The sequence below is a fragment of the Pseudomonas sp. PvP025 genome, from assembly GCF_017832155.1.
In the GTDB taxonomy this organism is placed as follows: Bacteria; Pseudomonadota; Gammaproteobacteria; order Pseudomonadales; family Pseudomonadaceae; genus Aquipseudomonas.
On the sequence record NZ_JAFIBJ010000001.1, the window covers coordinates 3,479,899 to 3,492,298 of the forward strand.

11 protein-coding genes are annotated in these 12,400 nt (G+C 63.7%); 3 read left to right on the forward strand and 8 right to left on the reverse strand.

The genetic code is table 11. The features are described 5' to 3' along the window. Nucleotides 1–55: 55 nt before the first annotated feature. The 8 genes from JOE32_RS14960 to bioB form a co-directional block, all read right to left on the reverse strand. Nucleotides 56–1,345: a GGDEF domain-containing protein gene (locus JOE32_RS14960; protein ID WP_209985581.1), complete on the reverse strand. Its 1,290-nt coding sequence runs from the start codon at nt 1,343–1,345 to the stop codon at nt 56–58. 235 nt (nt 1,346–1,580) lie between these two features. Beyond that, complete coding sequence (locus JOE32_RS14965) at nt 1,581–3,386, reverse strand: phenylacyl-CoA dehydrogenase (RefSeq protein WP_209985584.1); 1,806 nt, start codon at nt 3,384–3,386, stop codon at nt 1,581–1,583. Between the two features lie 320 nt (nt 3,387–3,706). Next, the gene (locus tag JOE32_RS14970; protein WP_209985587.1) at nt 3,707–3,988 is read right to left on the reverse strand and encodes a pyrroloquinoline quinone biosynthesis protein PqqE; all 282 of its coding nucleotides are present in this window, start codon (nt 3,986–3,988) and stop codon (nt 3,707–3,709) included. A gap of 105 nt (nt 3,989–4,093) precedes the next feature. Then, the gene (bioD, locus tag JOE32_RS14975) at nt 4,094–4,774 is read right to left on the reverse strand and encodes a dethiobiotin synthase (protein WP_209985590.1); all 681 of its coding nucleotides are present in this window, start codon (nt 4,772–4,774) and stop codon (nt 4,094–4,096) included. Then, on the reverse strand, nt 4,774–5,583 hold the full coding sequence (gene bioC, locus JOE32_RS14980) for a malonyl-ACP O-methyltransferase BioC (protein WP_209985592.1): 810 nt from the start codon (nt 5,581–5,583) through the stop codon (nt 4,774–4,776). Before bioC ends, bioD begins: the two co-directional genes overlap by 1 nt. Then, nucleotides 5,576–6,307 carry an alpha/beta fold hydrolase gene (locus JOE32_RS14985; protein WP_209985595.1) on the reverse strand — a complete coding sequence of 244 codons (732 nt, stop codon included), beginning with the start codon at nt 6,305–6,307 and terminating at the stop codon, nt 5,576–5,578. Before JOE32_RS14985 ends, bioC begins: the two co-directional genes overlap by 8 nt. Further along, nucleotides 6,300–7,469: an 8-amino-7-oxononanoate synthase gene (gene bioF / locus JOE32_RS14990; protein ID WP_209985598.1), complete on the reverse strand. Its 1,170-nt coding sequence runs from the start codon at nt 7,467–7,469 to the stop codon at nt 6,300–6,302. The genes JOE32_RS14985 and bioF overlap by 8 nt, the downstream gene beginning before the upstream one ends. A 148-nt stretch (nt 7,470–7,617) precedes the next feature. Further along, complete coding sequence (gene bioB / locus JOE32_RS14995; protein ID WP_209985601.1) at nt 7,618–8,673, reverse strand: biotin synthase BioB; 1,056 nt, start codon at nt 8,671–8,673, stop codon at nt 7,618–7,620. Nucleotides 8,674–8,765: 92 nt separating this feature from the next. Between bioB and JOE32_RS15000 the strand changes: the two genes are divergently transcribed. From JOE32_RS15000 to JOE32_RS15010, 3 genes are all read left to right on the forward strand, one after another. Then, nucleotides 8,766–9,503, forward strand: coding sequence for a ComF family protein (locus JOE32_RS15000; protein WP_209985604.1), 738 nt, complete (start codon nt 8,766–8,768; stop codon nt 9,501–9,503). Nucleotides 9,504–9,555: 52 nt separating this feature from the next. Then, nucleotides 9,556–10,320: a TOBE domain-containing protein gene (locus JOE32_RS15005; RefSeq protein WP_209985609.1), complete on the forward strand. Its 765-nt coding sequence runs from the start codon at nt 9,556–9,558 to the stop codon at nt 10,318–10,320. Nucleotides 10,321–10,399: 79 nt separating this feature from the next. Further along, on the forward strand, nt 10,400–12,298 hold the full coding sequence (locus JOE32_RS15010; RefSeq protein WP_209985612.1) for a PhoX family phosphatase: 1,899 nt from the start codon (nt 10,400–10,402) through the stop codon (nt 12,296–12,298). The last annotated feature ends 102 nt before the right edge of the window (nt 12,299–12,400 follow it).

The following is a 12,400-nucleotide window of genomic DNA, read 5'->3' on the forward strand; positions in this document are numbered from 1 at the left end:
TGCCGGCCGCTGCCGCGAACAATCACTGTAGCGCCGCTGAATACAGCGCCATTACTCAACCCGCAGCGCGCTCCATGCGTACCGCGCCGCGCCGGTTCTGCCCGGCCGCCACCACGCAGTTACGCCCGGCGCCCTTGGCCGCGTACAGCGCCTGGTCGGCGGATTTGAGCACTTCTTCGGGCGTGCGTTGCTCGGCCTGACGCTCGGCGACGCCGATGCTGACGGTCACCGACACACTCGACGCACCGCTGTCCGCACGGCGCTGGCGGCCCTGTTGATCGTCGTTGGGCCGATCCGGGTTGCGCAGCTTGATGTCGTAATGGGCGACGATCTCGCGAATTTCCTCCAGGTGCGGCAAGCACTCGTCCAGGGTCTTGCCGGCAAACACCACGGCGAACTCTTCACCGCCGTAGCGATAGGCTCGCCCGCCGCCGTTGACCTTCGACAGCTTGCTCGCCACCAGGCGCAGCACCTGGTCGCCCACATCGTGGCCGTGGGTGTCGTTGAAGCGCTTGAAGTGATCGACGTCGGTCATTGCCAGCACATAGTTGCGCCCCAGGCGCTGCATGCGCTCGTTCAGCGCGCGGCGCCCCGGCAGGCCGGTCAGTTCATCGCGAAACGCCATCTGATAGGCCTCATGCGCGACGCCGGCAGCGATCATCAGCATCACCTGACTGCACATGATGTTCAGGGTAAACGGCAGAATGAACGTTTGCGGCAGCATCCAGAACAGCCCCAGCAACCCCACCAGTTGCGCTGCATGCAAGGGGCGCGGCTGATACCAGTACTGGGCGGCCAGGGTGACGAAACCCACCAGGAACATCGGGTACGCCAGCTGGATCAGGCTCATCCAGGTGCCATGCAGCATTGGCCAGCGAATCTCCGCCAGCCAGTCCAGCAGCCCCTGGGGATAACGTTGTTCAAGGGCCAGCGCAACGCTGCCCAGCGCCAGCAACACTGCGCAGCGTGCGATGAAATCGCGAAACAGGTGGGTCTTTTCCTGCCACAGCGCGTAAATGCTGAACAGCAACGGCAGCAGCAGGCAACACAGATGAAACACCACCGCCGCGTCTGCGCGCACGCGGCCGTTGTCGCGGTAGAAGTCGGTCTGGGTGTCGAGCAGGAAATACACGATGTACACGGTGATCATCAGGAACAGTTCGCGCTGGCGGCGATAGACCGCGCAGTACGCGCCGCCCAGCAGCAGCACCAGGGTCGGCAGCACGTTGAACAGCGAGGTGAAGAACACATTGAGGTCCTTCAGGTACGCAGCCGAAAGCCCCGCCAGCAACAGCAGCAATGAGGGCAGAAAGTGACTGAAGCGCACTGCGGACACGCGTGACAAGGGTTGAGCTCCGACCCGCAAATGGAGGATGGCATCGAGACACGGCGGCGACAGTTAATCACATTCCGCGGTGCATGCATCAAATTGCCATCACTTTAACGGCAGAAGGTTGCAATCCCTGAACGTGACTCCGTTTTTTCTGTATTCAACATCAACCGAATGGGGGAGGGGCTTGTTTCCTCCCACAAAAAAACCGCCGCCCCTGAGGGCGGCGGTTTCAGAAAACTTCGAAGGCTTAGTAAGCCAGGCCGAAGTGCTCTTCTTTCATGTCCATCAGGTTGTTGGCGCCCGACAGCATGGTAGCCACGTGGGTACGGGTACGCGGCAGGATGCGCTGGAAGTAGAAGCGCGCGGTCTGCAATTTGGCGGTGTAGAACGCCTCGTCGCTGGTGCCGGCCGCCAGTTTCTCAGCCGCCACTCGCGCCATGTCGGCCCAGAAGTAGGCCAGGCACGCGTAACCGGAGTACATCAGGTAGTCCACCGAAGCGGCGCCGACTTCTTCACGGTCTTTCATCGCGGCCATGCCGACCTTCATGGTCAACTCGCCCCACTCCTTGTTCAGCGCCGCCAGCGGCGTCACGAACTCTTGCACCGCCTCAACACCTTCGTTGGCCTGGCAGAACTTGTGCACGATTTTGGTAAAGCCCTTGAGCGCTTCGCCCTGGGTCATCAGCACTTTACGGCCGAGCAGGTCCAGCGCCTGGATACCGGTGGTGCCTTCGTACAGCATCGAAATGCGGCTGTCGCGCACGTTCTGCTCCATGCCCCACTCGGCGATAAAGCCGTGGCCGCCGTAGATCTGCACGCCGTGGTTGGCCGATTCAAAACCGACTTCGGTCATGAACGCCTTGGCGATCGGCGTCATGAAGGCCAGCAGGCCATCAGCCTGTTTTTTGGCTTCGTCGTCGGTGCCGTATTTAACGATGTCGACCTGCTTGGCGGTGAAGTACACCATCGCGCGGTTGCCTTCGGCGAAGGCTTTCATGGTCAGCAGCATGCGGCGCACGTCGGGGTGCACGATGATCGGATCGGCAGCCTTTTCCGGCGCTTTCGGGCCGGTGAGGGAGCGCATCTGCAGGCGATCACGGGCGTATTTCAAGCCACCCTGGAAGCCGATTTCGGCGTGGGCCAGGCCTTGCAGCGCGGTGCCCAGGCGAGCGGTGTTCATAAAGGTGAACATGCAGTTCAGGCCTTTGTTCGGCGGGCCAATCAGGTAACCGGTGGCCGCGTCGAAGTTCATCACGCAGGTGGCGTTGCCGTGAATGCCCATCTTGTGTTCCAGGGAGCCACAGCTCACTGCGTTGCGCGCGCCAATGGCGCCGTCTGCATCTGGAATGAACTTGGGCACGATAAACAGCGAGATGCCTTTGGTGCCGGCCGGTGCGTCCGGCAGGCGGGCCAGTACGATATGGACGATGTTGTCGGCCATGTCGTGTTCACCGGCCGAGATAAAGATCTTGGTGCCCGAGACTTTGTACGAACCGTCGGCCTGAGGCTCGGCCTTGGTGCGCAGCATGCCCAGGTCGGTGCCGCAATGCGGTTCGGTCAGGCACATGGTGCCAGTCCACTCGCCCGACACCAGTTTGGTCAGGTAAGCCTCTTGCTGTTCGGGGGTACCGTGCTCGGAGATGGTGTTCATCGCACCATGGGACAGGCCCGGGTACATGCCCCACGACCAGTTGGCCTCGCCAACCATTTCGCTCACCGCCAGGCCCAGGGATTCCGGCAGGCCCTGGCCACCGTGCTCCACATCGTGGGCCAGGCTCGGCCAGCCGCCTTCGACGAACTGCTTGTAGGCTTCCTTGAAACCAGTCGGGGTCTTAACGCCTGACTCACTCCAGGTGCAGCCTTCGATGTCGCCCACACGGTTCAGCGGGGCCAGCACCTGCTCACAGAACTTGGCGCCTTCTTCGAGGATGGCGTCCACCATGTCCGGCGTAGCGTCCTGGCAAGCCGGCAGGCTTTGATAGTGCGCTTCATAGCCGAGCAGTTCGTCACGAACGAAGCGAATATCACGCAAGGGGGCCTTGTAGTCAGGCATAGCGATAAACCTCTGCTGATGAATCTGGGATGAACAAACCGCGCGGAAGTGCCAGGGCGGTCAAACAGGTGTTTGAAACATACGTTTACGACCTGGGGTTGTCAAGGGTCGTCCGGGCACCGTTTGTCTTGACGCACCCAAGCGCCAGGCACGACGAAGCGCACGCAAAGCCACTGCGTCAAATTGAGTGTAGAGATGATCAGGATAAAACCGCGCCAAATGTAAGAGGGGGTTTGCTCCCGATGGCGAATACATCAGTCGTACATCCAGTGACTGACCCACCGCTATCGGGAGCAACCCCCCTCTCAGCTGTTCAATGACTAGGCGTACGTGTCGATCAGGCTGCCCAGCATTCCATCCGAAGCCTTGGCGACTTTGACGCCCAGCTCCACTTGAAATTTACCCTGGGCCATTTCAACCATGTTGCTCGCCGAATTGGTTGCCTGGGCACGGTCGTTGGCTTGCAGACGGTCGCTTTGCGCGGCCGAAGGCTGAGTGGTGGCGGCGCTGGCGATCTTGCCGGCGGCCTGGTCGACACGGCTTTGCCCGGTCTGAATGCTGCTCAGTCCCGAGTAAAACGCGCTGCTTCCAGAGATTTCCATGGCGTAGGCCTGCCTTTAGAGAATCGTGAAGCTGAATTGAAGCAGACAATCTGGCAAAAGGCCCGCTAAAAACACTAATGGCACAATGCCTGCTGATAGCCAAAATCAGTCAAGCAGGTGCAAATGCAGGTAGTCGGCGACCGCTTCAGCCCCGGCGTGCGTGAGTTTCGGCACGCGCCCCAGGCAAGGCGCCGGCAGGCGCTCGGCCAAGGTGGCGAGGTTCTCTTCCAGACGGGAGGTCGCCGGGTCGATGATATTGGCCACCCATCCCGCCAGCGTCAAACCGTCCCGCGCAATTGCTTCGGCCGTCAGCAGCGCATGGCTGATGCAGCCAAGACGCACGCCCACCACCAGAATCACCGGCAGCTTGAGCGCCATGGCCAGGTCCGAGAGGTTTTCCTGGTCCGCCAGGGGTACGCGCCAGCCGCCCGCGCCTTCGATCAAGGTGAAATCCGCCTGTCGCGCAAGAATTTGCTGCATCGGCCCGAGCAACGACGGCACCGTCAATGCCACACCCGCCTCGCGCGCCGCCAGATGCGGCGCGATGGCCGGCTCGAACGCCATCGGGTTGACCTCGGCATAGCTCAGCGGCACGGAACATTCGGCCAGCAACGCCAGGGCATCGGCATTGCGCAAGCCTTCGTCCGTGACCTCACAACCCGACGCCACCGGCTTGCCCGCAGCGGTGCTTTTACCGGCCCGGCGCGCGGCATGCAGCAGGCCGGCGGCAACGGTGGTCTTGCCGACATCGGTGTCGGTGCCGGTGATGAAATACGCAGCGCTCATCAAGGTTTCTCCAGTACGGCGTACACCACTTGATAAGTGGCCGGCAGGCCCTGGGCCTGACGAAACTGCTCATAAGCGTCCACCAGCGCAACCATCCGCGCGCGGCCGGTCAGGCCGCCCGGACGGCCCGGGTTCAGGTTATGTGCCCCCAGCGCCTTCAGTTCGTGGGTCAGGCTGCGCACATCCGGGTAGTGCAACACATGGGGGCGCCGCTCCAGGCTCACCACCCGCAAGCCACTGGCCGCACACAAGCGTTGATAGGCCTCGAACGGGCGGAAGCGATTCACATGAACCATGCCATCGGCAGCGCGCCAGCTTTCGCGCAACTCATCCAGCGTGCCCACGCACAAGCTGGCAAAGGCCAGCACCCCGCCCGGTTGCAGCACGCGCGATGCCTCACCGAGCACCGCCTCGAAATTGCCACACCATTGCACCGCAAGGCTGGAGAAGAGCAGCTGCACACTGTCAGCCTTGAGCGGCAAGCGTTCGGCATCACCGGCGATGAAGTGAGAGGCGCCACCCAGCGGCCGCGCGTGGTTGAGCATGCCTTGGGCAATGTCCAGCGCGATGCCTTCGCTTGCAGGCCAGCGCTCGCCCAGCACACGGCTGAAATAGCCGGTGCCGCAGCCCATGTCCAGCCAGCGTTGTGGCGCGCAGGCAGACGGCACACGAGCCAGCAGCGCATGCCCTACGGCACGCTGCAGCTCGGCCACGCTGTCGTAGCTGGCAGCGGCGCGGGAAAAAGAGGCGGCGACCTCGCGCTTGTCCGGCAAGGCGCCCGGCAAGGCAGGATGGGAGAGATCAGTCATCAACGCACTCGTGCAAAAAAGCCTGGATGGCCCCCGCGACACCGTGGGGGTCCTCCAGAAGAAAAGCGTGACCGGCCTGTTCAATCAGGCCGATTTCCACATCGGGGAGCAACGCCAGCAATTGGCCGGCAGCTTCGGCAGGCACCAGTTCGTCAAGGTCGCCAAACAGGTGCAACTGCGGCCCGCGAAACCCCTGCAAGGCGGCGCGGGTGTCCATTTGGGCGAGCAGCTCCAGGCCCGGCATCAGTACACCGGGGGCACTATGCGGCGCGCCACTGACCAACAAGCGCGACAGCCCGCGAGGGTCCGCGCAGCCCTTGGCACACAACAGGCCAAAGCGTTTGAGGGTGACCTGGGAATCGGCGTGGCAGCCCGCGAGGAACGCATCGAAGGTCTCGGCGGGCATGCCGTGAGGCCAGCCATCGTGGGCGACAAAACACGGGTTGCTCGCCAGCGTCAGCACGCCGCAGCAGCGCTCACCGCGCCGCGCCGCCAGTTCCGAGGCGAGCATGCCGCCCAGCGACCAGCCGCCCAGCCAGGCGTTGTCCGGCAGCGTGGCATCGAGTTCGTCCAGCCATTCGTCGAGGTTGCTGGACGCCAGCGTCGGCAGCGGCTCGACCTGTACCTGCAGATGGGCGTTCAGGCCCCGCAGGGCGGCGGCCAGCGGTTCCAGCGGCGACACGCCAAGGCCCCAGCCGGGCAGCAGAATCAGGCGGTCACGCATGCTCGGCCTCCAGGCAGAAACACGCTTCCAATGCGTCAAGCAGCTGTTGCACCTGCGCCTCGCTGTGGGCTGCCGTCAACGTCACGCGCAACCGGGCGCTGCCGGCGGGCACGGTGGGCGGGCGGATAGCGGTCACCATGATGCCGCGCTCGCGCAGCCGCTGCGACAGGCGCATGGCCTTGGCGCTGTCGCCAATCAGGATCGGCTGGATCGGCGTGAAACTGTTCATCAGCGCCAGGCCCATCTGCTCGGCCCCCCGGCGGAACTGGCGGATCAGCCCGTTGAGGTGCTCACGCCGCCAATGCTCGGTGCGCAACAGCTCAAGGCTTTTAAGCGTGGCGCAGGCCAGCGCCGGCGGTTGGCTGGTGGTGTAGATATACGGCCGGGCGAACTGGATCAGGCTTTCGATCAGTTCCTCACTGCCCGCCACAAACGCGCCGGCGGTGCCGAACGCCTTGCCCAGGGTGCCGACCAGCACCGGCACGTCCTCCTGGCTCAAGCCGAAATGCTCAACGATGCCACCCCCATTGGCGCCCAGCGGACCAAAGCCATGGGCGTCGTCCACCATCAACCAGGCACCTTTGGCGCGGGTTGCACGGGCCAGCGCGGGCAGGTCGGCCAGGTCGCCGTCCATGCTGAACACGCCATCGGTGACCACCAGCGTATTGCCGGTGGCTTTCTCCAGGCGCTTGGCCAGACTCTGGGCATCGTTGTGCAGGTAGCGATTGAAGCGCGCGCCGGACAACAGACCGGCATCCAGCAGCGAGGCATGATTGAGACGGTCCTCAAGCACCGTATCGCCCTGCCCCACCAACGCCGTGACCGCGCCGAGGTTGGCCATGTAGCCGGTGGTGAACAACAGCGCACGTGGGCGACCAGTAAGGTCGGCCAGCGCTTCTTCCAGTTCATGGTGCGGCGTGGCATGGCCCACCACCAGGTGCGAAGCGCCGCCGCCCACGCCCCAGCGCGACGCACCGGCACGCCAGGCTTCGATCACCTGCGGGTGATTGGCCAGGCCCAGGTAGTCGTTGTTGCAAAAGGCGAGCAACGGCTGACCGTCGACCACTACCTGCGGCCCTTGCGGGCTCTGCAGCAACGGGCGCTGGCGATAGAGGTGTTCGGCACGGCGGGCAGCAAGGCGCGCGGCGAGATCGAAGGACATGAGGCCTCGGTTTTATCAGATTCAACTCGGCCAAAACTGTGGGAGGGGGCTTGCTCCCGATAGCGGTGTATCAGTCAATGCATGTACCGACTGACACGCCCTCATCGGGAGCAAGCCCCCTCGCACACTGGTCTCTCATCTCAATCAATCAAACAGCAGCGTTATAGAACTGCTCGCTGCTCTTCTGCTCCACCAGCGCCTGCTCAATCGCCGCCTGGTGCACTTCATCGGCGTGCTCTTCACGGGCCTCCGGCAAAATCCCCAGGCGCGAGAACAGTTGCATGTCCTTGTCCGCCTGCGGGTTGGCGGTGGTCAGCAGTTTGTCGCCGTAGAAGATCGAGTTGGCCCCGGCAAAAAACGCCAGCGCCTGCATCTGCTCGTTCATCGCCTCACGGCCGGCCGACAGCCGCACATGGGACTGCGGCATCAGGATGCGGGCCACGGCGAGCATGCGGATGAAATCGAACGGGTCGATGTCCTCGGCGTTTTCCAGCGGTGTGCCGGCCACTTTCACCAGCATGTTGATCGGCACCGACTCCGGATGCTCCGGCAGGTTGGCCAGCTGGATCAGCAGGTTGGCGCGGTCGTCGAGGGACTCGCCCATGCCGAGGATGCCGCCGGAGCAGATCTTCATCCCCGAATCGCGCACGTAGGCCAGGGTTTGCAGGCGCTCGCCGTAGGTGCGGGTGGTGATGATGCTGCCGTAGAACTCCGGCGACGTATCCAGGTTGTGGTTGTAGTAATCGAGGCCGGCCTGGGCCAGTGCTTCGGTCTGGTCCTGGTCGAGACGGCCGAGGGTCATGCAGGTTTCCAGACCCATGGCCTTTACGCCCTTGACCATCTCCAGCACGTAAGGCATGTCCTTGGCCGACGGGTGTTTCCACGCCGCGCCCATGCAGAAGCGGGTCGACCCGATCGCCTTGGCGCGGGCGGCCTCTTCGAGGACCTTCTGCACTTCCATCAGCTTTTCTTTTTCCAGGCCGGTGTTGTAGTGGCCCGACTGCGGACAATATTTGCAATCTTCCGGGCAGGCGCCGGTTTTGATCGACAGCAGGGTCGACACCTGCACGCGGTTGGCGTCGAAATGCGCGCGGTGCACGGTCTGCGCCTGGAACAACAGGTCATTGAACGGCTGCACGAACAGTGCTTTGACTTCGGCCAAAGACCAGTCGTGACGAAGAGTGGCAGTGAGGCTGGCGCTCATGGGCGATTCCTTGATTATGCTTGGGCAGACGCTGCGGGAAGGGCAATACCCACAGGCACGACACGGATGCTCGGCATATTTAAGGAAGATTCATGCACTGTCAACTTAACCTCAAACACGAAGTTTACATCTGGTTAAAAAACAACCAAACCTGTTTAGTCTGCGATGAAGCGACCCAATCCATCGATTGTGTGTGCAACGCCTGCGAAACCGAGCTGCCCTGGCTGATGGATGCATGCGAAGTCTGCGCCCTGCCCCTGCCGATGGACGGCCTGATATGCGGCCAATGCCACACGCAACCGCCGGCGTTTAAACACGTGATCGCGCCCTGGACGTTCAGCTTTCCCGTCGACACCCTGATCAGTCGCTTCAAGCACCAGGCCCGCTGGCCCCTCGGGCACATGCTGGGGCGCTTGTTCGGGGTCTATCTGCAACACCGCTTCGACACCACCGAACTCACGCGCCCCGACTGCCTGCTGCCGGTGCCCATGGCGCCCAGGCGCTTGCGCGAGCGCGGCTACAACCAGGCGCTGATGCTGGCGCGCTGGCTCAGCACCGACCTCGATATCCCCTGCGACCCCCACCTGCTGCTGCGGCCCTTCGAAACCGTGGCCCAGCAGGACCTCGACGGCAAAACACGCAAACGCAATCTGCTGCGCGCCTTCACCCTGGCCCCCGGCGCCCAGGTGCAAGGCCGTCACCTGGCGCTGGTGGACGACGTCCTCACCACCGGCGCCACCGCCCACAGCCTGGCGCGGCTGTTGATGGGCGCCGGCGCACGCCGGGTCGACGTGTACTGCCTGGCCCGCACGCCCAAGCCCGGCGCTTGACTCTCATGCGCCACGGCGGCAACGTCCGCTCATCCCACTGCAGCGTGTGCCCATGTCTCTGCCCACCTCTCTCAGCCAGCACATCATCCGCCGCCCGCAACGCATTGCCCTGCTCGGGCATATTGCCGAGCAGGGCTCCATCACCCGCGCCGCCAAAGCGGCCGGTTTGAGTTACAAGGCCGCCTGGGACGCAATTGATGAACTCAATAACCTCGCGCAAAAGCCGTTGGTGGAACGCAGCGTCGGCGGCAAGGGCGGTGGCGGCGCCAGGCTGACGCTTGAAGGCGAGCGCGTATTGCGCCTCTATCAGCGCTTGCAGGCCTTGCAGGCCGAAGTGCTCGGTTCGGACGAGGCCGCCCGCGACTTCAACCTGCTGGGACGCTTGATGTTGCGCACCAGCGCGCGCAACCAGTTGCACGGCCAGGTCATCGCCATCCAGGCCCAGGGCCGTAACGACCTGATTCGCCTGGAACTGCCCGGCGGGCTCACTCTGGACGCGCGCATCACCCACGACAGCACACAACGGCTGGAGCTGGAGCCAGGCGTGGAAGTGGTGGCCCTGATCAAGGCCGGTTGGCTGGAACTGCTGGCAACGGAGCACGCCGCAACACCTGGACACAATTGCCTGAGCGGTAGAATCGAGACGATTCTCGACGCCGATGACGGCCCCAGCGAAGTGCGCATCCTCCTGCCCAATGGCCCGGTGTTATGCGCCCTGGCGCAGCCGGCCGCGCTCAAGGCACTCAATGCCGTCGCAGGCCAGCCGATCCAGGTGCAGTTCGCGCCCGGCAATGTCCTGCTCGGCACGCCCGCGTAGGGGCTGACCGTCTTCAACCTGCAACAATTTCGTCACGCGTGCTCCTTAAGGTGTCTGCAAAAACCGCTGGGAGCCTGCAATGAACCTATTAGAAGAAAACCAAGCCACCGACCTTGAACAGATGGTCGGCCTCACCCGCCGCCGCTTTATCGGCGCCGGCGCCCTGTGTGGGGCCGCGATGTTCCTCGGCGGCAACCTGCTCAGCCGCAGCGCCCTCGCGGTCAACGCCGCCTCCGCCAGCCCGCTGCTGGGCTTTGCCGGCATCGCCGCCGATACCCGCGACACCATCACCCTGCCGCCGGGTTACAACGCTTCGGTGCTGATCAGCTGGGGCCAGCCGCTGAGCAGGCACGCGCCGGCGTTCGACCCGTCCGGCAACGGCAGCGCCAAGGCCCAGGAACAGCAGTTCGGCGACAACAACGACGGCATGAGCCTGTTCGCCTTTCCCGGCGACGACAACCGCGCGCTGCTGGCGATCAACAACGAGTACACCAACTACCGCTACCTCTATGCCCACGGCGGCGCGCCGCAGTCGGCCGAAGACGTGCGCAAGGCCTTGGCCAGCGAAGGCGTGTCGGTGATCGAGGTGCGGCGCAGCGGCGACACCTGGCAGTTCGTTCAGGACTCGCGCTACAACCGACGCATCCACGGCAACTCGCCGATCCGCCTGAGCGGCCCCGCCGCCGGCCACGCCTGGCTGAAAACCAGCGCCGACAACACCGGCAAAAAAGTCCTCGGCACCTTCCAGAACTGCGCCAACGGCAAGACTCCATGGGGCACGTACCTGACCTGCGAAGAAAATTTCACCGACTGTTTCGGCAGCAGCAACCCGCAGCAGAGCTTCGATGCCGCGCAAAAACGCTACGGCGTGGTCGCCGCCAGCAAAGAAATCAACTGGCACCCCCATGACCCGCGTTTCGACATGGCCAAAAACCCCAACGAACTCAATCGCCACGGCTGGGTGGTGGAGATTGACCCGTTCGACCCGCAATCCACCCCGGTCAAGCGCACTGCCCTGGGCCGCTTCAAGCACGAAAACGCGGCCCTGGCCGAAACCCGCGATGGCCGCGCCGTGGTGTACATGGGCGACGACGAGCGCGGCGAATTCATCTACAAATTCATCAGCCGCGACCCGATCATCCACGATAACCCCAAGGCCAACAGAGACCTGCTCGACCACGGCACCTTGTACGTGGCGATCTTCGACGCAGGCGATGGCGATGCGGATCATCCAAGGGGCAAGGGCCAATGGGTCGAGCTGACCCACGGTAAAAACGGCATCGACGCCAGCAGCGGGTTTGCCAGCCAGGCCGAAGTGCTGATCCACGCACGCCTGGCCGCCAGCATCGTCAAGGCCACACGCATGGATCGCCCGGAATGGATCGTGGTGAGCCCCACGGACGGCCAGGTCTACTGCACCCTCACCAACAACGCCAAGCGCGGCGAAGACGGCCAGCCGGTGGGCGGGCCCAACCCGCGCGAGAAAAACGTGTATGGCCAGATTCTGCGCTGGAAGGCCGATGCCGATAACCATGGCAGCAGCACATTCAGCTGGGACCTGTTTGTGGTCGCCGGCAACCCCGGCGTGCACGCCGGCCAGCCCAAGGGCGGCTCGTCCAACATCAACCCGCAGAACATGTTCAACAGCCCCGATGGCCTGGGGTTCGACAAGGCCGGGCGCTTGTGGATCCTCACCGATGGCGACTACAGCAATGCCGGCGACTTCGCGGGCATGGGCAATAACCAGATGCTCTGCGCCGACCCGAATACCGGCGAGATCCGCCGCTTCATGGTCGGGCCGGTGGCGTGCGAGGTGACGGGCATCAGCTTTTCGCCGGATCAGAAGACGCTGTTCGTGGGGATTCAGCATCCAGGCGAAACCGGCGGCTCGACCTGGCCGGAGCATCTGCCCAATGGCAAGCCGCGGTCCTCCGTGGTCGCGATCCGGCGCGACGATGGGGGCATTGTCGGCGCCTGACCGCTACAGCCGCCTACCTTGATCTCGGCCAACCCAAAAACCCTGTGGAGAGCGGGCTTACTGTGGCGAGCAGGCTTGTCCTGCGTTGGGCTGCGCAGCAGC

What these genes read in the sequence shown, in the direction of transcription:
- JOE32_RS15010 (WP_209985612.1), top strand. Translation starts at nt 10,400, where the DNA reads ATGAACCTATTAGAAGAAAACCAAGCCACCGACCTTGAACAGATGGTC.
- JOE32_RS15000 (WP_209985604.1), top strand. Translation starts at nt 8,766, where the DNA reads ATGCACTGTCAACTTAACCTCAAACACGAAGTTTACATCTGGTTAAAA.
- bioD (WP_209985590.1), bottom strand. Translation starts at nt 4,774, where the DNA reads ATGAGCGCTGCGTATTTCATCACCGGCACCGACACCGATGTCGGCAAG.
- bioB (WP_209985601.1), bottom strand. Translation starts at nt 8,673, where the DNA reads ATGAGCGCCAGCCTCACTGCCACTCTTCGTCACGACTGGTCTTTGGCC.
- JOE32_RS14985 (WP_209985595.1), bottom strand. Translation starts at nt 6,307, where the DNA reads ATGCGTGACCGCCTGATTCTGCTGCCCGGCTGGGGCCTTGGCGTGTCG.
- JOE32_RS15005 (WP_209985609.1), top strand. Translation starts at nt 9,556, where the DNA reads ATGTCTCTGCCCACCTCTCTCAGCCAGCACATCATCCGCCGCCCGCAA.
- bioF (WP_209985598.1), bottom strand. Translation starts at nt 7,469, where the DNA reads ATGTCCTTCGATCTCGCCGCGCGCCTTGCTGCCCGCCGTGCCGAACAC.
- JOE32_RS14965 (WP_209985584.1), bottom strand. Translation starts at nt 3,386, where the DNA reads ATGCCTGACTACAAGGCCCCCTTGCGTGATATTCGCTTCGTTCGTGAC.
- bioC (WP_209985592.1), bottom strand. Translation starts at nt 5,583, where the DNA reads ATGACTGATCTCTCCCATCCTGCCTTGCCGGGCGCCTTGCCGGACAAG.
- JOE32_RS14970 (WP_209985587.1), bottom strand. Translation starts at nt 3,988, where the DNA reads ATGGAAATCTCTGGAAGCAGCGCGTTTTACTCGGGACTGAGCAGCATT.